The following is a 23,335-nucleotide window of genomic DNA, read 5'->3' on the forward strand; positions in this document are numbered from 1 at the left end:
TCATAACCTGAGCTTTATACGATAGCGGTACTTTATCTTTGCTTAACTGACTCTATAAATCTTTTTTCGATAAGGATGAAGGATATAAGGGAATGGAAAAAGAAGAACTTAAATATCTACTATTATATGATGAGGTGAAAGGGAATGATTGGATCAATAGTTACGACGGTAAAAGGACATCTTCAAGGTACTATGGAAAACGATATATGCGTTTGGCGTGGAGTCAGGTATGCTAAAGCGCCGGTCGGGGCTCTGCGTTTCCGCTCACCGGAGCCAGTTGATAAGTGGAGCGGTGTCATCGATGCAGTGGATTTTGGTGCCATTCCCCCGCAGCCGATGGATCGGGCGGTAAGAACAGGAATGGCCGGAAATGAAAAAATGGATGAAGATTGTTTGTTCCTGAATATTTGGTCACCAAGAGCTGATGATAAAAAGCGCCCGGTCATGGTCTGGATTCCTGGAGGAGCATATATAACGGGAGCTGGATCCCTTGATATGTACAATGGACATTTACTGGCTAAAAATGGAGATGTAGTCGTAGTAAGCATTAACTATAGGCTGGGGGCACTGGGGTATCTGGACTTTACCGAGTTGGCAGGTGATGGGGAAATATTTGAAACCAATTTAGGTTTACGTGATCAAGTTGCGTCTCTTAAATGGGTTAAAGATAATATAGAAGCGTTTGGCGGCGACCCTGATAATGTTACGATATTTGGTGAATCAGCTGGAGGCAATGCGGTTACCACTTTACTTACTGTTCCATCAGCGCGAGGTCTTTTTAAACAGGCCATTGCAGAAAGTCCCGCTCCAACATCTGTTTACGGAAAAGGATTTGCGCGCCAATTCAGTGAACGGTTCCTTGAGATATTGGGCATTGGAAAGAATGAAATCCATCGGTTAAAAACACTTCCAGTTCAAGAGATTGTCGCGGCCTCCTACCAACTCTTACGGGAAAACTCACAAGCCATGCCGGGCTCACTATCCTTTGGACCTGTCGTAGATGGTGACTTCCTGCCCGATTATCCACTAGATTCGATTCGATCCGGAAAAGCAAAGGGAATACCCTTACTTATAGGAACAAATAGGGACGAAGCGACATTATTCGAACAGATGGATCTCCCTTTGATCCCGACTAATGCGGCAATGATCCATAAAATGTTCGAAAATACAGATCCAGAGGCGAAAGAGCGAATTACGAATGCTTATATAAACTACCCAGAAAAGAAAGCTGTGCTTGGCATTGGCCGTGATGCGACCTTCCATATTCCCTCGGTTTGGTATGCGGAGGCATACAGCCGCTTTGAAAAAAAAACTTGGATGTACCGTTTTGATTATAAAACGGCGGCAATGTGCATAAGTAAATTAGGGGCGACGCATGGTATGGAAATCCCTTTTGCCTTCCAGACTTTCGACTCGGCATTTGGGAAACGGATCACTTCATTCGGTTCAAGGTCAGCTGCCCTAAAGGTTTCCCACAGAATGCAGGGCCATTGGGTTAACTTTGCGAAACATGGAAACCCCAATCCCCCGGAAGGTGAAATTTGGCCAAAATATGATGAAACCAACCACTACACCATGATTTTTGATAAAAAGGATTATATTGAAAAAGACCCTGACAGGATGATAAGGTTGGCATGGGAAGGGGTGGGGATTTACAAGTGAAAAATAGTGGATGGGAAGAAAGCGGGGAGAACATGGATATCAACAATTTCATGTCAACGAAAGATTATGCGGGAATTTTGGATCAGGAAGATCCATTAGTTTCTTACAGAGAAGGGTTCTATTTGGATCCATGGATGAGTTGTCATTGGAAGATTGGAAAAGGTATGGAATAGACGGCTGGGGCCTAGCCCGGCAGATTATATGAAAACTATGAAAACAAAAGGGGAATCATTGCCTGGAATGGGAGCAACATATGGAGAAAAATAAACTGCATCGTGAATTATCATCGAGTCAAATCACAATGATTGCCATGGGGTGTGCAATTGGCACCGGATTATTTTTGGGGAGCGGCCTTGCGATTTCTACGGCAGGTCCAAGTGTACTTATCAGCTATGCAATTGGTGCATTCATTGTCCTTCTGCTGATGGGCTGTTTGGCGGAAATGACTGTAGCCCACCCAACATCGGGATCCTTTGGGACCATTGCTGAAAAATATTTAAGTCCATTTGCGGGTTTTGTTGTGAGATATTCATATTGGATAGCGAATGTCCTTGCCATCGGTGTCGAGGTGAGTGCCATCGCTGTTTATATGAAATATTGGTTCCCGGATGTACCTGGGAGCGTTTGGATTTTCCTTTTTGCTGCACTGCTAATCTATGTAAATGCGACGAGTGTCAATACATTCGGGAATTTTGAGTATGTATTTTCCATGATCAAAATCAGCGCCATTGTCATATTCATACTACTGGGCGCCTACGTGGTGTTTGGCGCCGAACCGTCAAGCGGGATCGGTGTAGAGAACTATGCCAATGATGGCGGTTTTATGCCTTTCGGTTTTTGGGGCCTCTGGGTCGCCATATTCATTTCTCTCTTCAGTTTTTTAGGAACTGAGTTGATTGCGGTGACGGCGGGGGAAGCGAAGGATCCGGATATTGCCGTCCCTAAAGCTTTGAAGGCAACTGTCTTCAGGCTTGCCACTTTTTATGTACTGACAATCGGGATCATGTTAATAATTGTTCCCTGGCAATCGGCCGGTATTGATAAAAGCCCATTTGTTAGGGTAATGGAAATCCTGAATATTCCCGGGGCATCGGGGATCATGAATTTCATTATTTTAACCGCTGCAATATCTGCAATGAACAGTCAATTATATGCTTCAACCAGAATGATATTTTCATTATCAGAGCAGAAGCAGGCTCCAGCCCTATTTCAAAAAGTGAGTAATAAAGGAGTCCCGGTAAGGGCCCTTCTCATATCCACTTTGGGCATATTTCTTGCTGCAGGAGTGAAGGTCCTGCTTCCTGATACTTCATATGCATTCATGATGGGCATATCGATGTTCGGAGCCATTTTTACCTGGTTCATGGTGTTCATTTCCCACTTATTTTTCAGGAAGAGGTGGGAGAAATCGGGGGGACGCAAATTACCGGTTAAAATGTATGGATTTCCATATCTAACGATTCTTGGTGCATTTCTTTTGTTTGCTTTGACGGTATCCACCTGGTTCACCGGCCCGTTTAAAATTGTACTCCAGTTCGGTGTACCATGGCTGATCTTTCTTTGCATTGTTTATGTATTGATGTCGAAAATCAAAAGAATGTAAAGGGAAAGAGGGATAGTATGGATAAGGGTCCAAGAGATGAACACCGTTCGGAAGAAAGTATGGTAACTGATTTTGAAAAAGATATGTCCTATGGGGACTACCTGCATTTAAATCAAATATTATCAAGCCAGCATCGGCTTTCCGGTCATCACGATGAAATGTTGTTCATCATCATTCACCAAACAAGTGAATTATGGATGAAATTGATCCTCCATGAATTGACTGCGGCAACAGCCCTTATTGAGGCAGGAAGTTTGGAGCCTTCCTTTAAGATGCTATCCCGAGTGGCCAGGATCCAACAGCAACTTGTTCAATCCTGGAATGTGCTTTCGACCTTGACGCCATCCGATTATATGGAATTCCGGGAGAAACTAGGAAACTCTTCAGGGTTCCAATCATATCAGAACAGGTTGATAGAATTTGCAATGGGTCAAAAGAATTCGCAAATATTGGCCGTTTTCCGTCACAAGCCCGAGCTTTATGAGTCGATGTTGGCAGCCTTGAATAAACCTAGTATTTATGATGCGGCTATAGGGGCTTTGGCTGCAAGAGGGCTTCCTATTGATCATTCGGCCCGCAACAGGGATTGGTCTGTAATTTATCAGGAAAATGCAAGTGTTGAAACCGCGTGGCTGACAGTTTACCGTGATGTGCATAAATACTGGGATTTGTATGAATTGGCCGAAAAGCTTGTTGATATTGGAAGTCAACAACAGTTCTGGAGATTCAATCATATGAGCACCGTCGAACGGATCATCGGTAATAAAAAGGGAACTGGCGGATCGTCCGGTATAAGTTATCTGAAGAAAGTGGTCGAACAGCCATTTTTTCCTGAGCTTTGGACATTAAGGACCAAACTGTAAGCTTTGATTTGCGGGAGAAATACATGAATCAATGGTTAGTTATTTTAAAGCGCCTGAATGAAAATACGCTATATTGGCCAGGAGATACGCAATATTCATATCGGCTGAATTCATCAATGGCTGAAGGATTAACTGTCAATGTAGGGTAAATCCGGATGAGTACCCATTAGGAACTCAAATGGATGCCCCCTTTCATGGAAATGGAAAGAAATGCTGTATTTTGGCACTGCTATTGTGGTAGCTGCAGCTGAAGCATTGGCATGAAAGATTTTGAAGGCATACAGGGGGTTCCGGCACTTGCTGACAAGAGGTCAATGGAAGGGCTGGTCCTTGACGGACTGGAGCCTGGACTGTACGACTTGGCCGCATTGCCGATTGTATGAGGGGAAGGGAGTCCGGTCAGGGTCGCTGTGAAAAGGAAAGGCAGATGGGGAGAGATAAGGATGGGCAAAATTGGAGTTTATGGATCTTCCTTCGATCCGGTCACGAATGTGCATTTATGGACAGCATCGACCATTGCGCATCGTGCAAAGCTAGACAAGGTGATTTTTTTACCTTGCGCAAATGGCCGTATCGATAAACAGATGAAAACGAGCAATGAACACCGTTGGGAAATGCTGAATTTGGCAATAGGGGACAACCCGCTGTTCGAAGTTAGTGATTATGAAATCAATGAACGCGCCGGAACGAGTAAACAATATACTTGGTACACGATGGAATATTTTAAAGCACGATTTCCAAATGACGAAGTTTATTTCATAATGGGTGCAGATTTACTTGAAGATATTGATAATCAAGAGTTACCGGTACACTTACGATGGAAATTCAGGGAAAAATTGATTGCCAATCATAAATTCATCGTCATGGCACGGAATGGGATCGATATGTTGAAAATTATATCCAAAAGTCCATTGCTAAGAAATTATGATGATGGCAATACATTTCACCTTATAGATAAAGGTCTTTCCATGGAAATCAGTTCTACATATATAAGGGATGAATTCGCGATGGGCGGGGAGCCAAGATATTTACTGCCTGATCAATGTTATCAGTATATCGTGGACAATAAGCTGTATCAAAAAGCATCAAATTCATAGTGTTGGCCAGGTATTAAAGGGCTCGATCTCCCTGTTGGATCGAGCCCTTTTCGTTTGGGAAGTTTGCATTGAAATAAAAGTACATGTTTATTTATAAAACTCAGTTGACAACTTGGTATACTTTGTTTTATGTTAATATAAATAAATTCAGAATATTTGCTGATCAGAGAACTGAAGGCATACTATCTCCAAAAATAAAAAGGGAAGTAGTGTGCTTTTTTTGTTGCAAAAAACAGGGGGGATTCCATGAAAAAATTGATGGTATTATTGACAAGTTTGATTTTAGCCTTCGGTGTACTTGCAGGATGCAACTCGGAAAAAACGGAAGGGGACGGGTCATCAAAGTCAGTCGAGCTACTGAATGTGTCATATGATCCGACACGGGAACTGTACCAGGAATTCAATGAAGCGTTCGTGAAGCACTGGAAAGAAGAATCCGGTCAGGATGTAACGATTCAACAATCACATGGCGGATCTGGTAAACAGGGCAGGGCCGTTATTGATGGATTGGAGGCGGATGTCGTTACATTGGCATTGGCTTATGATATTGATGCCATTTATGAAGCGAGTAACCTATTAGCGAAGGATTGGCAAAAACGTTTACCGGAAAACTCGACACCATACACATCAACGATTGTGTTTTTGGTGAAAAAAGATAACCCTAAAGGCATTAAAGATTGGGATGATCTTATTAAAAAGGATGTATCCGTCATTACACCAAATCCAAAGACAAGCGGAGGGGCAAGGTGGAATTACCTGGCTGCCTGGGCTTATGCGGAGAAGAATTTCGATAAGGACGAAACAAAAGTGAAGGATTTCATGAAAAAACTTTATCAGAACGTTGAAGTCCTGGATTCAGGGGCCCGCGGTGCAACCACGACTTTTGTAGAAAGGGGTATTGGTGACGTACTTATCGCTTGGGAGAATGAAGCCTATTTAACACTGGAAGAATTCGGTGATGACAAATATGAAATCGTCAATCCTTCCATCAGTATATTAGCAGAGCCACCGGTAGCTGTTGTCGATGAAGTGGTCGAGAAAAAAGGAACAAAGGAAGTGGCTGAAGCTTACCTGGAATACCTATATACGGATGTCGGTCAGGAAATTGCCGCGAAAAACTTCTATCGTCCAAGGGATGAGAAGGTTCTGGCTGAATACGAAGACCAATTTGCAAAAATCGATATGGTGACTGTTGAAGATACGTTTGGCGGCTGGAAAAAGGCCCAAGAAACACATTTTAATGATGGCGGAACATTTGACGAGATTTATCAACAGTAATAAGCATGAAGGAGAAGATGGCTTTATCACCTTCTCCTTCATAAATCGGAAAAAGAGCTGAGGCGAAGCTATGAATATAGTGACAGAAGGTAAACAGACGAAAAAGAGGACCATACCCGGTTTTGGATTGACGATGGGTTTTACGTTACTCTATCTTTCCATCATCGTTTTGATTCCGTTATCCATGGTTTTTCTAAACACATTTTCAATGGGGCTTCAGGACTTTTGGGCGACCATAACTGAGCCGAGGGTTGTTGCTTCGTATAAATTGAGTTTCCTGACAGCGTTAACTGCGGCCTTTGTGAACGCAGTTTTTGGTGTGTTAATTGCCTGGGTGCTTACTCGTTATGAGTTTCCCGGCAAACGCATCATCGATGGACTGGTGGATTTGCCTTTTGCCCTCCCGACTGCCGTGGCAGGAATTACTTTGACCACCCTGTACTCACCGAACGGATGGATTGGGCAATTTTTCGGTTTTAAAATCGCTTTCACTCCTGCCGGAATCATCATCGCCCTAATATTTATCGGCCTTCCATTCGTGGTGCGGATGGTTCAACCGGTGCTTGAAAATATCGAAAAAGGGATGGAAGAAGCGTCTGCTTCTTTAGGGGCGAATCGAATGCAGACATTCATTAAAATCATCTTCCCGGAATTGATTCCAGCGATATTGACGGGTTTTGCACTTTCGTTTGCGAGAGCACTTGGAGAGTATGGGTCCGTAGTCTTCATTGCCGGAAATATGCCGTTTAAAACGGAGATTTCCCCGCTGATCATCATGACAAAGCTTGAACAATATGATTATGAAGGGGCAACAGCTATTGCGGCCGTCATGCTCATGATTACATTTATAATTTTGTTCACCATCAATATCTTGCAATGGTGGACCGGCAAAAGGTATTCAGGGAAGTAGGAGGAAATATGATGGAACATGGTAATTCAGTGGTTGCTGAAACGAAGCACCCAGTCAGCATTACGAGAAACGCAACAAAAGAGCCTAAATCGATACAATGGGTCCTTATTTCAATTGTATTGCTATTTTTGACTTTGTTTTTAGTTGTCCCATTAATCGCAATCTTTGTAAAGGCTTTTGAAAAAGGTGCAGAAGCCTATTTTGCGGCCATTGCCCACCCTGATTCCTTGGCTGCGATTAAGTTAACATTGATCGTTGTCCTCATCACCTTGCCACTTAATGCCATATTCGGAATTGTGGCTGCGTGGACCATAACAAAATATGATTTCAAGGGAAAAAACTTCTTAATAACACTGATAGATTTGCCTTTTTCCGTTTCACCCGTCATTGCTGGGTTGATTTTTGTTCTTCTGTTTGGCTTACATGGAACATTTGGTCCGCTGTTGCAATCCTTTGACATTAAAGTGATATTTTCAGTACCGGGGATTGTCATCGCTTCCATCTTCATCACCTTTCCATTCATTGCACGCGAATTGATCCCGCTCATGCAAAGTCAGGGGACGTCTGAAGAAGAGGCTTCACTCACGCTGGGTGCTGGAGGGTTTAAGACATTTTGGTATGTGACGCTTCCCAATATAAAATGGGGACTTCTATATGGAGTCATCCTTTGCAATGCAAGGACAATCGGAGAGTTTGGGGCTGTATCGGTCGTATCGGGCCATATACGGGGCATGACCAATACGATGCCGCTTCATATTGAAATCCTATACAATGAATATCAATTTTCGGCTGCATTTGCCGTTGCATCCCTGATGTCCATCTTTGCAATCATGACCTTGATCATTAAAAGTTTCATAGAATGGAAAACCGACTTTAAATCAACCAAAGCGAGTTAGGAGGAATGAAATGAGTATCATCATTGAAAATGTTACAAAATATTACGGGTCCTATCAAGCACTCCAAAACATCAATTTGGAAATAAAGAGCGGTGAACTCGTAGCCCTCCTTGGCCCTTCCGGATCGGGGAAAACGTCATTACTGCGTATCATCGCCGGTCTTGAACAAGCAGAGAACGGAAGGATCCTCTTCAATGAAGAGAATTATACGCATAAACATGTAAAAGATCGAAATGTGGGATTCGTCTTTCAGCATTACGCCCTTTTTCGAAATATGACGATTTTTGATAACATTGCCTATGGATTAAAGGTCCGCCCTAGAAAAATAAGGCCAAGTAAAAAAGATATTGAACAAAAAGTCACTGAATTGCTTCAGCTTGTAAAGTTGGAAGGATATAAAGATCGTTATCCATCCCAATTATCTGGCGGCCAGCGGCAGCGTGTCGCATTGGCAAGGGCACTTGCGGTTGAACCGAATATCCTTTTGCTTGATGAACCATTCGGGGCATTGGATGCCAAGGTTCGCAAAGAACTTAGGCGTTGGCTAAGAAGGCTTCACGACGAATTCAATGTTACGAGTGTGTTCGTGACGCATGATCAAGAAGAGGCGATGGATGTTGCCGATCGGGTCGTAATCATGAATGAAGGGAAAATTGAACAGATTGGAACTCCGGAAGAAGTATATGATCACCCTGAAAATCCTTTTGTTTATGATTTCCTCGGCAGTGTCAATCTATTAAAGGGCAACGTCCATAAAGGAAAATTGGTAACTGGGAATGTGGAAATGAATGCCCCGGACATTGAAGATGGAATGGGCACTGGTTATGTAAGGAATCATAACTTTATCATAGAAAGAGAACCATCGGAAAAGGACTCGATCGCATCCATCATTGACCATATCCATACGATTGGCCCCATCGTCCGGATAGAAGTCATTCGTCAGGATACAAACGAACCGCTGGAAATCGAACTGACGAAAGAACAATATTTGAATCTGGGAATAAGCAAAGGGGAAAGGGTATATGTCCGTCCAAAAGAATTGAGAGTTTTTGTCGACTTTATGGCTGGGATTTAAGAATGGGTCGAATATTGACGGAAAAACCGCTAAGAGCGGTTTTTTTTAGTTTTTTTAAGGATGCTGACAGCAGGAACTTCCCGTAAAGGTAAATAAGCTGCAAACTGTTATAAAAGGGCTTCCTTGCAATCGGAAATGGAGAGTTTTTACCCGTCAATAGTCTATGGTCACATGGTGCCATACACTAGATAAAAAGTCTTGCATCAAAATAAGAAGAGTGTTATGTAAGATATTGGATGTTATATCACGAGAAAAAGTCGAATTTTTATGTTTAATGTTAAAATTGAAATATAATTGTAATATTGTTATTACGCATTTGACAAAATCTGATGATATACTACGACTTAGATGAAAACATAGTAGAGTTTAAGAAATGTATTTAATACAATCACAACGTTAGAAGATTACATAAAGAGTAAAAAAAATAGAGAAGAGTTCCCAGCAATTTATTTTGACTAATAATTTTTCATAGAGAAAAAGAAGTGGGTCGATGGAAATGCAAGGGGAGGAAAGCAGGGGAAATGAGTTTGAAGAAAAAACTTATCGTATTGAACACGACAATTATGCTTGGATTAGGGAGCGCTTTTGCCATACCGTCTGTAAAAGCTGAATCTATCTCGGATATTCAATCACAACGCACAGGAATACAATCAGATATTTCAGAGGCAGAACAAGTTATTCAGGAATTGAAAAAAGAACAAACGAAGATGAATGCACAAATTGCCCAGATAGAATCGGCAATGAAAGAAAATGACCAAAAAATCAAAGATACTAAACAAGAAATTAAAGACACCGAAAAAGACATAGATTCTTTAAAGAAAGAAATTAAAGCGTTGGAAGAAAGAATCGCAAAACGCGAGGAAGTCTTGAAAGAGCGCGCGCTTTCATTCCAAGAGAGCGGCGGGGACGTTGAGTACCTGGAAGTTGTTTTAGGTTCTAAAAGCTTTGGTGAATTCGTTAATCGTGTTGGAGCGGTAGCCACCATCGTGGAAGCTGACCAACAGATTCTAAGAGAACAGGAAGCGGATAAAGCTGACTTAGAAAAAAAACAAGCGACTGTTGAGAAAAAATTGCAAAGCCTAAAGGATATGGAAGTAGAACTTAAGGGCATGCAATCTCAAATTAAAGATCAAAAAGCTGAAACTGTCAAAATGAAGGAAATCGTTGAAAAGAAAGAATCGGAAACAAAGGCCCTAAAACAATCTTTAGAGAATAAAGATGCCGGTTTAGAATCACAAATTGCATCCATTCGTGAAAATATCAAAAAAGAGGAAGAACGTAAAGCAGCAGAGAAAGCGGATCTTGACCGTGCTGCTGAAGAAGTGAATTCTTCAAATTCTTCCAATGATGGATCATCAAGTTCTTCTAGCAAAGAATCAACAAGTGTTTCTAGCAAAGAATCAACAAGTGCTTCTAAAGCTGAATCGTCAGCATCTGGTTCGTCTAAAGGTGAAGCATCATCTAATTCATCTAAAAGCAGTTCTGTTGATAAACCTGCAGCAGCTAGTAAGCCAGCAGTAAGTAAAACTGAAACATCAAGCAAGCCTAGCAGTGCAAATACAGGCTCGGCCATTACAGCCGGCTATAAATATATCGGTAACTCCACTTATAAATTTGGTGGCGGAAGAACGGCATCCGATATCGCTAACGGTCTTTTCGATTGTTCAGGATTCGTTGCATGGGCTTATAAACAAGCTGGTGTGAACCTTCCAGCAAATACGGGTGCATTGACAAGTGCAGGACGTCAAGTATCCAAGAGTCAAATGCAACCTGGAGATTTAGTGTTTTTCAATACCTACAAAACTGATGGGCATGTCGGTATTTATGTCGGCGGCGGCAAATTTATCGGTTCCCAAAGTTCAACAGGTGTTGCGATCGCCAATATGGAAAGCGGATATTGGGCAAGTAAATTCAACGGCCGTGTCGTTCGTGTAAACTAATCGTTCTTTAAGTTAGCAGGGGAGTAAATGCCCCTGCTTATTTTTTTTTTTGAAAAAAATCGAAAAAAATGAAACTTATTTTGAAATTGAACGTAAATACTATAAGATAAAACAAGGATAGGTGATGTGGACTTTCAGTAAATCTGGGAAAACATTTATAGAATCGACATTCCATACTATTAAACGGAGGCAAAAAAACATGATGAAAAAATTTATGGCTGCATTACTTACAATTACACTAGCATTCTCGCCAGTCGGCACTTATGTATTCCAAGATCATTCGGAGTCAGTCGATGCAAGGGGTTACAAGTCCGGAAAAAGAAGTTTTAACAGCAACAACAATAACAAATCAAATTTCCAAAATAAAGAAACTAAGAAGTCCGATGCTACTACTGCTAATAAAGCCAAGACTGGAAATACATTCTCAAAAGGCGGCTTAATGAAAGGAATTATGCTAGGTGGACTGGCCGGTTTACTTTTTGGTAGCCTATTCGCCAATATGGGAGCCCTTGGTTCTATACTTGGTCTATTAATCAACGTGTTAGCGGTCGTTGTATTAATCGTTGTAATCCGTAAAATATTCACATATTTCAAAGATAAGAAGAAGAAAGAGGATACAAACCCATGGAGAGGCTAAAGATTTCCGAACAAGATATCATCAATGCGGTTTGTGTTTACATTGCCCGTAAAAAACAGGTACAACCCAATGAGGTAGAAGTGGAGTTAATGTTTGATGATGATTATGGCTTTTCGGCGGAAGCGTTCGTCGATGGCCGGAAACAAGTGTTAATTACCATCAACTTGATAGAAGCGCTTCGCTTATGGCTGGATGAATATATGAATAAAGATCCATACTCTGGTATTGAACTTGTATTGGATGATGAAGAAGGCATAGTGGCTTTAGTAAGTGAAAGTAATAGATAAGGAAAAAAGGATGCCGTAACGGCATCCTTTTTTTATTTAATAAGGCACAGGGCGATCTATGCGGAGGAAAAGGATAAAAAAGAAATAGAAAAATAGTAAAGCGAACTAAGCAAAATCCTAGATTACCAACACTTATTTCAAACTCAAAAATATATATTTTCCATTTGTTGCAAAAAATGGTCCATGGAAGTAGGATTGATATATGTTCAAGTCAAAGGAGGAGAATTAGTGAAAGGTTATATTGAAGATATCATTTTTTTAAATGAAAAGGCCATAAAGTTCGGCAATGAAAAAGTGGAAGCGATACTTGCGCCATCTTTAGGAAGCAATCTGCTTTCGTTGAAGTACAAGCACAAGGATATTGAGTTGCTGCGCACTCCGGATAGCGTGGAAGAGTATAAAAAAGCTCCCATTTTATATGGAATGCCAATCCTGTTTCCTCCTAATCGGATTGAAGATGGTCAATTTACATATAAGGGGACTGTATATAAGTTTCCAATCAATGAAATGAAAAAATCCAATCATATTCATGGTTTTTTGCATGACAAGCCGTGGCAAGTCTGCAAAAAGGAAGTGAACGGGAAAGCAGTCGTCATTAATACTGAATTTACAAGCAGCGATTTTGATCTAAAAGGCAGCTTCCCACAAGATATCACTGTGAATATGTCTTTCTCTTTAAAGGAAGAAACATTGGAAATACAATTGGAAATCACCAACAAGGGCATTGAACCCTTACCATGGGGAGCAGGTTATCATACCGTATTCAATTTTCCATTTGGAACAGGGAGTAAATTGGAGAATTGCAGAATATCACTTCCTGTCAATAAGCATTGGGAGTTGAATGAAAGGTCATTGCCCACTGGTACAATTCATGAAACGGACAATACATTGGAAATCCAAAATGGTATTAGATTGGACGGCAGGCTATTTGATGACCTATTTGGCTATGATGAGGAAAGAGCGCTGGAAAACGAGTGCATACTTACTGACCAAGCGGCTGGCATACAGGTCATCTATCATGGCGATCGACATTTTAAGTTTTGGGTATTGTTCAACCAGCAGGGGTTTGTCTGTCCTGAACCATATACATGGGTAACGAATGCACCTAATTTGGATTTGTCTGCAAAAATGACTGGATTGCGGGAATTATGCTCAGGGGAAACAGTTCAGCTGAAAACTAGATTGATTATGAAAGATATATAAAAAACACCTTGGCATCCATAAGTGCCAAGGTGTTTAAGGTTATGCTTTTTTTCTCATCCATAATGGGTATAGGACGATTCCGAATACATATAAGGCTATGCCAAGTATGAATGTATTCATATCAGCTGTACCTGTCTTGATGACCCAGATCGAGTAAATTAACGCCAGGATGGTAATGATGCCATCACGTACCCTTGAGCCTTTCATGATGTCATAGGTTTCCCCAGTCATGACTAATTTCAATTGATACAGAACCGAAGCAAGATACGGGATCAAGTAAGCGAGTGTAGCGACGATCATCGAGAATTGATAAGCTTCCAAAATCGTACCCGAAATAGTGGAGAATAAGAATATCTGTGTCATGATATTTGTTATTGTCATAGAACGGACGGGTGTGCCATTTTTGTTCGCTTTCGCAAAATAGGCCGGAAACAGGTCCGATTTCGCTGCCTGGTAAGGAACCTCTGATGCAACGACAATCCATCCGATTGTAGATCCCAATAAGGAAATGACGGCAAGAGCAGCCATTAAATACGTACCGCTTGAACCAACTACAGCTTGCAATGCGTCAACAAGCGGTTTTTGAGATATTTTCAAATCGTCTTGCGATATGGCACCCATCGTCAATAAAGTAATGCCGATATAAATGGCAACAGCGATAAGTAAACCAAGGATCGTCGCTTTCTTTACATCATTTTGTGACTTGGCGCGGTTTGACAGCATGACGGCGGCTTCAATACCGATGAAAGCCCATAATGTTGAAATTGCAGCAGCATTCACTTGAGCACCTAAAGAGATTGCAGATCCCGCCTTATCATAAAATTCAGCTCCGTTCCCTAGGTTGGAAGTATCGAAAATGAAAATCGTGATAATGATGAAAAATAAGAATCCAAGCACTTTGGTAACCGTAGCAAAAAGATTCATTTTCCCAGCGCTGTTAAAACTTCTTACCAAGATTGCCTGAATCCCCCAAAGGGCAACGGAACATACCGCAAACGTTAATCCTTTACCTAGTTCAAGTTGAAACGACCCGACTGTATAAATCACTTTCGCACTATGCATCACCGGGAAAAACGTTGATAGGTAACCAGCAAATGAAATGATGACAGAAGCTGTCGCAGCCCAATTCGCAGCCCAATAGCCCCATGCCATGCTATAACCTGAAACCCTTCCTTTAGCAGGGGATTTAAATAATGATTGAGCATAACTTTGCGGTCCAGCTTTCAAATCAGGTTTCCGTACTGCCAGGTTACCAAACACCAAAGCTATTAGAAAAACTCCCAGTCCAGTAACGATCCATGCCAATGTGGCCCCTAATGGACTGGATACCTGTGCTAATTGAGCAGGGAGCATGAAAATTCCGCCACCGACCATATTCCCAATAACGAATGTGGTCAAAATCAATAAACCCCATTTTTTGTTTACCATTTATATCGAACCTTTCTTAAATACAGTGTGTGTTTATACCGACAACTTATACTAAAATAGTATATCTCAAATAGTTTAGTTTGGTAAAGTGGTAAATAAGTAAAATGTAAAACGCAGACTAATCAGAAAATTATAATTTTCATTGACAAAACGAGGGAATTGGATTATATTAGTAAATACCAAGTTAGTTGGTAAGAATAATGAGGTTTTCCTTTGAATCGTATTTTTCAATAACATATGCAACTCCTAAATATTGCCGATTAGTCAACTAAAGGCACCCTTACATCTACTTCTGTTAGATGGCGGGTGCCTTTTATCTTTTATTAGTGAGGGGAGGGGAATGTGGAGTTCCTATTAACTGGCTATTCTTATACGGAAAGTAATGTGAGGATATGATAGGTAAACCAACTTCCTCAAGAAAACATGGAAAGCGGGAAGCGTACGTGCGCTTTAAACAGTAGGCATGAAACGAAACTTTATTACCAGTAGTGAAGGGGAGATATTATGGAAAAGAAAGAAGAATTGAAAATCAGGCATATTATTTCAAGCTTGGAAGATTTGCAATATGGATCAGTGATAATAACCATACATGATGGTGAAATCACACAGGTGGATACAACCGAGAAGAAACGATTCCCATTAGTGAAGGGCAGGGCAGTTAAATCCAGATGAATATTCGTTAGTAACGGGGCTTTCGATATGAAGGCTCTTTTTTATGCAAAAAATTATTAAATTGGAATTTAGAAGAAGATTGTACTGCATTCAACATGGTAGAATAAGTTAGGGGATAAGGGAGTTTTTTATAGGGGTTTAAATGATATCTAAGGGAGGAACAGGAAATAGATGACCTTACAAACTATAGAACATGATATCTTGGCATTAATTGAAACATTTAATGGGAAAATCGCATATAAAATTGAAAATGGTCATGGGGAAACGATTGGATACCACGAGAATGAATCCTTTCAATCAGCGAGTCTTATCAAAATACCGATGATCATCGAAGGTTATCGTCAAAGTGAACAAAAGAAAATCTATTTGAATCAACCAGTGACCATCCCGCCTAATGAAGTGACGGGGGGATCTGGGGTTCTGCATGTCTTATCGAATAAGGTATTTTTAACTGTTGAGGATTTATTGACATTGATGATAACTGTTTCTGACAATACATCCACGAACATGATGATGAGCCTGCTGGGATTTGAGGAAATTAATCAATGCATCAAGGATCTTGGCTTGAAAAATACTGTCCTTGAACGAAAAATGCAGGATTTTAAGGCATTAAAAGAAGGGCGCGACAATACCATATCGGCGGAAGATACGATTACCTGCCTGAAAGCGATACATACAGGAAACTTTTTAACGAAAGAAAGCCAAGAAAGAATATTGCGTGTATTTGACAATCAACAATTAAGGGATAAACTTCCATCACTGATGGGCAAAGGGGTCAAGGTAGCAAGCAAAACTGGCGGAATTCGCGGAGTTTCCCATGATTGTGCAATCATTCGTTCAGAAACACAAACAGTCTATGCTGCAGTTCTTACTGAAGATATGAAATCAGAGGAAGAGAGCCGTCAAGTAATCAGTAAAATTGGAAAATTGATATATGATGATATTATCGCAGAATAAACAGTCAGTTTGAATATTTTTGGAAGTGCGGGAAGTCTTTCGAGATTTCACGCTCTTCGATTTTGGCTATAGAGGGGTCAGTGAAGAATGTTAAATGAAAGGAAAATGAAGCGGGGAAAAACCTTGAAAAGCGCGATGAAATTAGGCGTAATGAGTGTTGTAATATTACTGGGGTATTTTGGTTTTTTACACATGAAAATTCAAGAAAGCATTCACCAGCAAATTCCTGAAAATGCCGATTACCTCATTATTCTTGGAGCAAGGGTCAAAGGTTCGGTTCCATCATTATCCTTACAATACCGGATTGATAAAGCTGCAGAATATTTAAAGGCCAATAAACAAACAGTGGCCATTGTATCTGGCGGAAAAGGACCGGGGGAAGATATATCGGAAGCAAGAGCAATGCAACAGGGGCTAATCGACCAGGGAATTGAAGATGCGCGCATCATGATGGAAGACAAATCTACAACAACTCACGAGAATATTGTTTTCTCAAAAGAACTCATTCCTGATACAGCAGCTTCAGGATTGATTGTAAGCAATGACTTTCATATCTACCGGGCAGTTGAAATAGCAAGAATAGAAGGCTTGGACATAAAGGGGATGCCGGCAAAAACACCAAAAGTGTCACTGTTGAAATCATATACCCGTGAATATCTTGCAATTACCAAATACTATTTAACAGAGTTGATTGGGAGGTAACATCCAGAGGCTAAAGATGGGAGGTTGCTTACTTTACTCAACTTCCACGACAACATTAGGAACTTCCCAAAAGTCTTTCTCTTGATATAGCTCCTTAAGTGTCTTAAAAACGGGAAAACCCGTATAGGAAATCTCGACTTGTTCATCAGCATCCACTTCTTCCACATCTATATCATCAACAAAACCAAGTTGATCATTGCTTTCCATTAAATAAAATCCGAGTGCCTCATACCCGCTATAGGCTACAATTACCTTACTGTCAAAACCGTTATTGGATACCTTGTAATATTTCATTGATTGACCTCCTTGTTGATCATCCTTGGTACTGTTTCTTATTACTCTGATATACCCATTTATTAATATCTGAATCATTAAATTGGATAAATAAAGAAAATGGGAAGGAGAAAAGAACTGAAGCCGTCTTTAAAATATCACCGGATAATTTGCTATCTTCATCAATTCATGTTACTCTAATAAAGAATTGTTTTTGATTGTGGAAGAGGATATTGATTATTTTCCAAATGATTAAAAATAGTAATACAATGTGTGTTATGCACTAGGAGGCAACAACAATGGAACAAGGTACAGTTAAATGGTTTAATGCAGAAAAAGGTTTTGGATTTATCGAACGTGAAAACGGAGACGACGTATTCGTACATTTCTCAGCTATCCAAAGCGAAGGCTTCAAATCTTTAGACGAAGGTCAAAAAGTAACTTTCGACGTTGAGCAAGGTGCTCGTGGAGCTCAAGCAGCTAACGTTCAAAAAGCTTAATTTCTAAATTAAATCGTAACCGATATGAACAGACTTCCTCGATGGGAGTCTGTTTTTTATTATGCTAAAAAATGAAAGCGAAAAAAATCCCACTCTGAAATGAGTAGGGTTTTAGTGACTTGTCATTAAGCTTTTTTTAATTCCTCTTCAAAGAAAAAAGTAGTTGGATGTTCTTTAACAGTGTAAGAATATCTCTTCATGTTTTTTACATATGCCCATTTATTAATGGTTACTGATTCATTAGTATCCTGAATAGTTACTGTTTCACCAGTATTATACTTATTGCTTCTCAATTTAGCCACCCTCTCTATTAATAGTATAACATATTTGTGAATGAAAGATGTGTTCAAGATATTCCAATGATATATTGGGGTTGAAAAATCAGGCTATGTTTACGGAACTAGCCCAATTATTTTGGCTGTACAAAAGCTAAAAGCCTGAGGATGATTATAAAGGTGCATAAAAAAACAGCCACATGTTCCTAAGTAATTCAGGAATCACGCGGCTATATATCTGAAGATTTCAAGACTGTCAGTTAATTAAAACGCCCAATCCCCATTACGGAAGACAGGTTCCGAAGTGCCGTCCTGTTTGATGCCGTCGATGTTCATTTTCTCTGATCCAATCATGAAATCGACATGTGTAAGGCTTTCATTCAATCCATTTTCTGCAAGCTCTTCTGGACTCATGTTTTTTCCGCCTTCAATACAGAAAGCATAGGAGCTGCCGATAGCGAGATGGTTTGAAGCATTTTCATCGAATAATGTGTTGAAGAATAAAACATTCGATTGGGAAATCGGTGAGTTGAATGGAACAAGTGCCACTTCACCAAGATAGTGTGAACCCTCATCCGTTTCAACCAATTGTTTTAGGATTTCTTCCCCTTCCTCTGCTTTTACTTCAATGATCCTTCCTTCCTTAAAGGTCACGGAAAAATTATTAATGATGTTGCCGCCGTAACTAAGGGGTTTCGTACTGGAAACCGTACCATTAACACCTGTTTTCAATGGAACCGTAAACACTTCTTCGGTAGGCATGTTAGCCATGAATTCATGACCCTGTACGTTGATGCTTCCTGCTCCGACCCATAGGTGTTTGTCGGGTAACTCGATTGTCAGGTCTGTTCCAGGAGCCGTGTAATGCAATTTTTGGTAATGCTTGTCATTTAAATAATCAACCTTTTCATGCAGGGTATCATCGTGTTTTTTCCAGGCCTCCACAGGGTCCTTCACATCAACACGAACTGCTTTGAAAATGGCTTCCCATAGCAAATCAACGCGTTTTTCTTCTGCCTCTTCAGGGAATACTTTATCAGCCCAAGCCTCTGAAGGGACGGCAACGATGGACCAGCTTACTTTATCGGATTGCATATACTGACGCCACTTCTTCAGTGCAGTCCCGGATGCTTTTTGGAAGTTGGCAATCCTTTCTGGCTTTACACCTTTTAATAAGTCAGGGCTGGAGGAGATGACGGATAGATAGGCAGCTCCGTTTTCTGCAAGTTCGATCGTTTCTTCCGCTCGCCACTTTGGATATTCTTGGAACACCTCATCTGGAGCCAGTTCATATTTGGTACGTGAAACGATATCGTCATTCCAATTAACGATGACATTACGCGCACCGTTCTCATAAGCCTTTTTTACAATGAGACGTACAAGGTCAGCACCCTCTAATGTTGTGTTTACGACCAGGGTTTGATCTTGTTGGATGTTTACACCGACTTTTACAGCAAGTTCTGCATATTTTTCTAAATTCGTTTGAAAATCACTCATCATTTCAAAACTCCTTTTCCATTTTCTACATTTTTAATTGTACTTAATTGTCATATAAAAAAGAAACTTTTTACATCGTTTGTGAAAACTTATAGGTATTAGACGAAGGAGTTCATTATAACCGGCAAGGAGATGAATCAGTTAAGGCTCATTCAATTTAGCACAAACCCCGGCATCATTATCCTATGAACCACCTCAAGTAGCAGCCGGTTTGTCTACCTTGCATTCTACCAAAATTATCGAAGGAAAGACTATTGAAAAGGTTTGAATAGTTGAATAATTTGATTATTTGGGACAGTGAACAATGGACTGAAAGAAAGAGGGCCTCTTTGAGACCCTCTTTCTTAATAGTCAAAAATCACTTACCCAAATTAATCCAGACACTTTTCACTTCAGAATAGTTGTCCAATGCATAAGATCCCATTTCACGTCCGATTCCGGATTGTTTGTAACCGCCGAACGGGGAAGCTGCGTCGAACGCGTTATAACAGTTCACCCATACAGTACCGGCACGGAGTTTTCCTGCAACATAATGGGCATTGGCTATATCGCTGGTCCATAAGCCGGCAGCCAATCCATACTCACTTGCATTTGCACGGTTAATGACATCATCTAAATCCTCGAATGGCATTGCCGCTATGACCGGACCGAAAATCTCTTCTTTGGCTATCGTCATATCCTCTTCGACACCAGCAAATATAGTAGGAGAAACAAAGTAGCCTTGTTCACCCGGTTTATTTCCGCCGACAAGTACTTCCGCACCCTCGTTTTTCCCTTTTTCAATATAGCCCATTACTCGATTTTGCTGCTCCTCGGAAACAAGCGGTCCAATTTGTGTACTTGGATCGAGACCTACCCCTTGTTTGATGTTTTTTGCATGGCTTGCCATATCGGCAACTACGTTATCATAATGTTTCTTTTGGATATACACCCTGGAACCGGCACAGCATACCTGCCCTTGGTTAAACATGACCCCATTCAAAGCACCAGGGATGGCCTTGGAGAAATCCGCATCAGGCAGGATGATGTTTGGCGATTTCCCTCCAAGTTCCAATGTGACCCGTTTCAATGAATATGAAGCGGAGCGCATGATCAATTTTCCAACCTCGGTCGAACCGGTAAATGCAATTTTATTTACTTGCGGATGGTCGACAAGTGCTTGTCCAGCGGTTTCACCGAAACCGGGAACGATATTGACGACCCCATCAGGGAAACCGGCTTCAGCCAATAATTCAGCCAGGTAAAGCGCGGAAAGCGGAGTTTGTTCAGCAGGCTTTAATACAACCGTACAACCTGTAGCAAGTGCCGCTCCCAGTTTCCACATTGCCATAAGAAGCGGAAAGTTCCATGGGATGATTTGGCCGACAACACCAACCGCCTCGTGTTTTGTGTAGTTAAAGTAATTTCCGCTTACCGGAATGGTCTGTCCGACAATCTTGGTGGACCAGCCGGCAAAATATCTCATATGTTCTATAGCTAAAGGAATGTCGGCATTGGTAGTTTCACTGATTGGTTTACCATTATCCAACGTTTCCAATTGAGCAAGTTCGGTTTTATTTTCTTCCATTAAATCGGCAAGTTTATACATTAGCCTACTGCGTGAAGCCGCGCTCATTCTTGACCAAGGCCCCTCATCGAATGCTTTGCGTGCAGCTTTGACGGCTAAGTCGATATCTTCTTTATCAGCTTCATAAACATCGGCAAGTTTTTGTCCTGTAGCAGGATTAGGTGTGGAGAAGGTTTTTTTTGAAGCACTTTCTACAAACTGACCATTAATATAGAGCTTTTTTGGTCCTGTTAAAAATTTTTGCAGCTTTCCACTTACTTCTAACGTTAGATTTGTCATAATTACCCTCCTGAATAAAGTGATTATCTTGGGCAGAACATGATGACTTATTGTTAACGCTATGATTTATGCCAATTTTTATGATAAATGAAAAAAAGGGAATATTCAATCTATATCATTCGACATAATATTCAAGATTTCTTCATCATAAAAAAATGAAGTATTATTTTGTCATGACATGTGTAAATACTATAGCAAAAATGAAAGTTAATAGTTAAAATGAATAAGGATAAAATAACAAGAAGGTCTAAAGTTCTTCAGGAGGAATATATGGGAAATGATGCGAAAATGATATCGCAACGTAAGATACTAGGTGTTGCGGGTCTTGGATGGATGTTCGATGCACTTGATGTCGGTATGCTTTCTTTCATCATTGTTGCTTTGAAACAGGACTGGAACTTAACCAGTGAACAGGTTGGCTGGATTGGGAGCATAAACTCTATCGGAATGGCTGTAGGAGCCGTATTCTTTGGTGCGATGGCTGACAGGGTCGGACGGAAGAATGTCTTTATCATTACATTATTATTGTTTTCAATCGCAAGTGGCCTGTCTGCAGCAGTCAGTACACTCAGTTTGTTCTTGATATTGCGATTTTTGATTGGCATGGGACTTGGAGGAGAACTTCCGGTTGCCTCGACATTGGTTTCTGAGAGTGTTGAAGCAAGTAAAAGGGGAAGGGTTGTCGTCCTTCTTGAAAGTTTTTGGGCGGTTGGCTGGATTTTGGCAGCACTCATCTCCTATTTCATCATTCCGGCTTATGGTTGGCGCGTTGCATTGTTATTGAGCGCAGTTCCAGCTTTATATGCGCTGTATCTGCGCTTGAAACTGCCGGATTCACCGAAGTATACGGAACTAGAAAAAAAGCAGAGGCCATCTGTATTAAGCAATATGAAAAGTGTCTGGAAAAAGGAATACTCCCGTCAGACCCTTGTATTGTGGATCCTATGGTTTTGCGTGGTCTTTTCTTATTATGGGATGTTTTTATGGCTGCCAAGTGTGATGGTCCTAAAAGGCTTCAGCATGATTCAAAGCTTTGAATACGTTTTGATCATGACGCTTGCACAGCTTCCGGGCTATTTTTCAGCTGCATGGCTGATAGAGAAGATGGGACGTAAATTCGTTTTGATCACATACTTAATTGGAACGGCCGTCAGTGCCTTTTTCTTTGGGTCATCAGAGGGGCTGGCACTGCTGATAGTTTCTGGGATGTTCCTATCTTTCTTCAACCTGGGGGCGTGGGGTGCACTATATGCATATACACCTGAGCAGTATCCAACAGCAGTTCGTGGTACTGGTGCTGGGTTAGCTGCAGGGATCGGGAGGATTGGCGGTGTCCTGGGTCCGTTGCTTGTAGGGTATTTAGTTGCAGCAGACACCCCGATATCCTCGATTTTCACCATTTTTACAATCGCTATACTAGTGGGTGCGATTGCCGTAGCTTTTGGGAAGGAAACAAAGAATACCGTTTTGACATGAACAAAAGGAAGGGGACTGTAATCAGTCCCCTCTTTTCATTAGGCTGTTTTCGCATACTTTGTTGCTATTTACCAAGTAAAGCGGTGTGGTTGATTTCCCCTCCAGATGCTCGCTTTCCGCGGGGCGGGCGGTGAGCCTCCTCGGCGTAAACGCCTGTGGGGTCTCACCTGTCCCGCTGCTCCCCGCAGGGGTCTCGCACTTGCGCTCCAATCAACCTTAAATCGTTTAGTTTTTAAAAACAACAATCTTTACGAAAAT

The 23,335-nt window shown here is 41.0% G+C and carries 24 protein-coding genes; 19 read left to right on the forward strand and 5 right to left on the reverse strand.

The annotated features are described in order from the left end of the window. The first annotated feature begins 144 nt into the window (after positions 1 to 144). From N0M92_RS00675 to N0M92_RS00740, 14 genes are all read left to right on the forward strand, one after another. A complete protein-coding gene (locus N0M92_RS00675; RefSeq protein WP_260284056.1) occupies positions 145 to 1,662 on the forward strand; it encodes a carboxylesterase/lipase family protein in 1,518 nt (505 codons plus the stop codon). Beyond that, positions 1,659 to 1,835, forward strand: coding sequence for a hypothetical protein (locus tag N0M92_RS00680; RefSeq protein WP_260284057.1), 177 nt, complete (start codon positions 1,659 to 1,661; stop codon positions 1,833 to 1,835). The genes N0M92_RS00675 and N0M92_RS00680 overlap by 4 nt, the downstream gene beginning before the upstream one ends. A gap of 80 nt (positions 1,836 to 1,915) precedes the next feature. Then, positions 1,916 to 3,265, forward strand: a complete 1,350-nt coding sequence (locus N0M92_RS00685) for an amino acid permease (protein ID WP_260284059.1) — start codon at positions 1,916 to 1,918, stop codon at positions 3,263 to 3,265. Between the two features lie 17 nt (positions 3,266 to 3,282). Beyond that, the gene (gene kynA / locus N0M92_RS00690) at positions 3,283 to 4,128 is read left to right on the forward strand and encodes a tryptophan 2,3-dioxygenase (RefSeq protein ID WP_260284060.1); all 846 of its coding nucleotides are present in this window, start codon (positions 3,283 to 3,285) and stop codon (positions 4,126 to 4,128) included. A 23-nt stretch (positions 4,129 to 4,151) separates the two neighbouring features. Beyond that, on the forward strand, positions 4,152 to 4,277 hold the full coding sequence (locus N0M92_RS00695) for a hypothetical protein (protein WP_260284061.1): 126 nt from the start codon (positions 4,152 to 4,154) through the stop codon (positions 4,275 to 4,277). A 294-nt stretch (positions 4,278 to 4,571) separates the two neighbouring features. Then, entirely contained in the window at positions 4,572 to 5,225 is a 654-nt protein-coding gene (gene nadD, locus N0M92_RS00700; RefSeq protein ID WP_260284062.1) for a nicotinate (nicotinamide) nucleotide adenylyltransferase, read from the forward strand. A 246-nt stretch (positions 5,226 to 5,471) separates the two neighbouring features. Beyond that, the gene (locus N0M92_RS00705; protein ID WP_192203780.1) at positions 5,472 to 6,503 is read left to right on the forward strand and encodes a sulfate ABC transporter substrate-binding protein; all 1,032 of its coding nucleotides are present in this window, start codon (positions 5,472 to 5,474) and stop codon (positions 6,501 to 6,503) included. A gap of 70 nt (positions 6,504 to 6,573) precedes the next feature. Beyond that, positions 6,574 to 7,413, forward strand: a complete 840-nt coding sequence (gene cysT / locus N0M92_RS00710) for a sulfate ABC transporter permease subunit CysT (RefSeq protein ID WP_260284063.1) — start codon at positions 6,574 to 6,576, stop codon at positions 7,411 to 7,413. Positions 7,414 to 7,424: 11 nt separating this feature from the next. Beyond that, on the forward strand, positions 7,425 to 8,309 hold the full coding sequence (gene cysW / locus N0M92_RS00715; protein ID WP_260284064.1) for a sulfate ABC transporter permease subunit CysW: 885 nt from the start codon (positions 7,425 to 7,427) through the stop codon (positions 8,307 to 8,309). A gap of 10 nt (positions 8,310 to 8,319) precedes the next feature. After that, the gene (locus N0M92_RS00720; protein WP_192203783.1) at positions 8,320 to 9,384 is read left to right on the forward strand and encodes a sulfate/molybdate ABC transporter ATP-binding protein; all 1,065 of its coding nucleotides are present in this window, start codon (positions 8,320 to 8,322) and stop codon (positions 9,382 to 9,384) included. 521 nt (positions 9,385 to 9,905) lie between these two features. Beyond that, positions 9,906 to 11,324, forward strand: coding sequence for a C40 family peptidase (locus N0M92_RS00725; RefSeq protein ID WP_311202496.1), 1,419 nt, complete (start codon positions 9,906 to 9,908; stop codon positions 11,322 to 11,324). A 202-nt stretch (positions 11,325 to 11,526) separates the two neighbouring features. Continuing rightward, positions 11,527 to 11,961 (forward strand): hypothetical protein, encoded by a 435-nt coding sequence (locus N0M92_RS00730; protein ID WP_192208180.1) that lies wholly within the window; start codon positions 11,527 to 11,529, stop codon positions 11,959 to 11,961. Next, positions 11,949 to 12,248 carry a YxcD family protein gene (locus N0M92_RS00735; RefSeq protein ID WP_098371236.1) on the forward strand — a complete coding sequence of 100 codons (300 nt, stop codon included), beginning with the start codon at positions 11,949 to 11,951 and terminating at the stop codon, positions 12,246 to 12,248. The genes N0M92_RS00730 and N0M92_RS00735 overlap by 13 nt, the downstream gene beginning before the upstream one ends. 228 nt (positions 12,249 to 12,476) lie before the next feature. Next, positions 12,477 to 13,451, forward strand: a complete 975-nt coding sequence (locus N0M92_RS00740; RefSeq protein WP_260284066.1) for an aldose 1-epimerase — start codon at positions 12,477 to 12,479, stop codon at positions 13,449 to 13,451. Between the two features lie 39 nt (positions 13,452 to 13,490). Here N0M92_RS00740 and N0M92_RS00745 read toward each other — a convergent pair whose 3' ends face one another. Continuing rightward, positions 13,491 to 14,879, reverse strand: a complete 1,389-nt coding sequence (locus N0M92_RS00745; RefSeq protein WP_260284067.1) for an amino acid permease — start codon at positions 14,877 to 14,879, stop codon at positions 13,491 to 13,493. A gap of 504 nt (positions 14,880 to 15,383) precedes the next feature. Between N0M92_RS00745 and N0M92_RS00750 the strand changes: the two genes are divergently transcribed. From N0M92_RS00750 to N0M92_RS00760, 3 genes are all read left to right on the forward strand, one after another. Further along, positions 15,384 to 15,551, forward strand: a complete 168-nt coding sequence (locus N0M92_RS00750; protein ID WP_098371233.1) for a YezD family protein — start codon at positions 15,384 to 15,386, stop codon at positions 15,549 to 15,551. A gap of 171 nt (positions 15,552 to 15,722) precedes the next feature. Then, positions 15,723 to 16,508, forward strand: a complete 786-nt coding sequence (locus N0M92_RS00755) for a serine hydrolase (protein WP_260284068.1) — start codon at positions 15,723 to 15,725, stop codon at positions 16,506 to 16,508. Positions 16,509 to 16,595: 87 nt separating this feature from the next. Beyond that, a complete protein-coding gene (locus N0M92_RS00760) occupies positions 16,596 to 17,210 on the forward strand; it encodes a YdcF family protein (protein WP_260284069.1) in 615 nt (204 codons plus the stop codon). 33 nt (positions 17,211 to 17,243) lie between these two features. Here the strand turns inward: N0M92_RS00760 and N0M92_RS00765 are convergent, their stop codons facing one another. Then, positions 17,244 to 17,504 (reverse strand): hypothetical protein, encoded by a 261-nt coding sequence (locus tag N0M92_RS00765; protein ID WP_260284070.1) that lies wholly within the window; start codon positions 17,502 to 17,504, stop codon positions 17,244 to 17,246. 278 nt (positions 17,505 to 17,782) lie between these two features. Here N0M92_RS00765 and cspC point away from each other — a divergent pair, with 278 nt between their 5' ends. Then, positions 17,783 to 17,983, forward strand: a complete 201-nt coding sequence (gene cspC / locus N0M92_RS00770; protein ID WP_010331195.1) for a cold shock protein CspC — start codon at positions 17,783 to 17,785, stop codon at positions 17,981 to 17,983. Between the two features lie 125 nt (positions 17,984 to 18,108). Here the strand turns inward: cspC and N0M92_RS00775 are convergent, their stop codons facing one another. The 3 genes from N0M92_RS00775 to N0M92_RS00785 form a co-directional block, all read right to left on the reverse strand. Continuing rightward, positions 18,109 to 18,276 carry a hypothetical protein gene (locus tag N0M92_RS00775; RefSeq protein WP_179086028.1) on the reverse strand — a complete coding sequence of 56 codons (168 nt, stop codon included), beginning with the start codon at positions 18,274 to 18,276 and terminating at the stop codon, positions 18,109 to 18,111. Positions 18,277 to 18,522: 246 nt separating this feature from the next. Beyond that, complete coding sequence (locus N0M92_RS00780) at positions 18,523 to 19,755, reverse strand: aminopeptidase (RefSeq protein ID WP_260284071.1); 1,233 nt, start codon at positions 19,753 to 19,755, stop codon at positions 18,523 to 18,525. A 358-nt stretch (positions 19,756 to 20,113) separates the two neighbouring features. Then, positions 20,114 to 21,601, reverse strand: a complete 1,488-nt coding sequence (locus tag N0M92_RS00785) for an aldehyde dehydrogenase family protein (RefSeq protein ID WP_076366967.1) — start codon at positions 21,599 to 21,601, stop codon at positions 20,114 to 20,116. A 270-nt stretch (positions 21,602 to 21,871) separates the two neighbouring features. Between N0M92_RS00785 and N0M92_RS00790 the strand changes: the two genes are divergently transcribed. Continuing rightward, the gene (locus N0M92_RS00790) at positions 21,872 to 23,077 is read left to right on the forward strand and encodes an MFS transporter (RefSeq protein ID WP_260284072.1); all 1,206 of its coding nucleotides are present in this window, start codon (positions 21,872 to 21,874) and stop codon (positions 23,075 to 23,077) included. The last annotated feature ends 258 nt before the right edge of the window (positions 23,078 to 23,335 follow it).

Source organism: Peribacillus aracenensis (assembly GCF_025175645.1).
Lineage (GTDB): Bacteria > Bacillota > Bacilli > Bacillales > DSM-1321 > Peribacillus > Peribacillus aracenensis.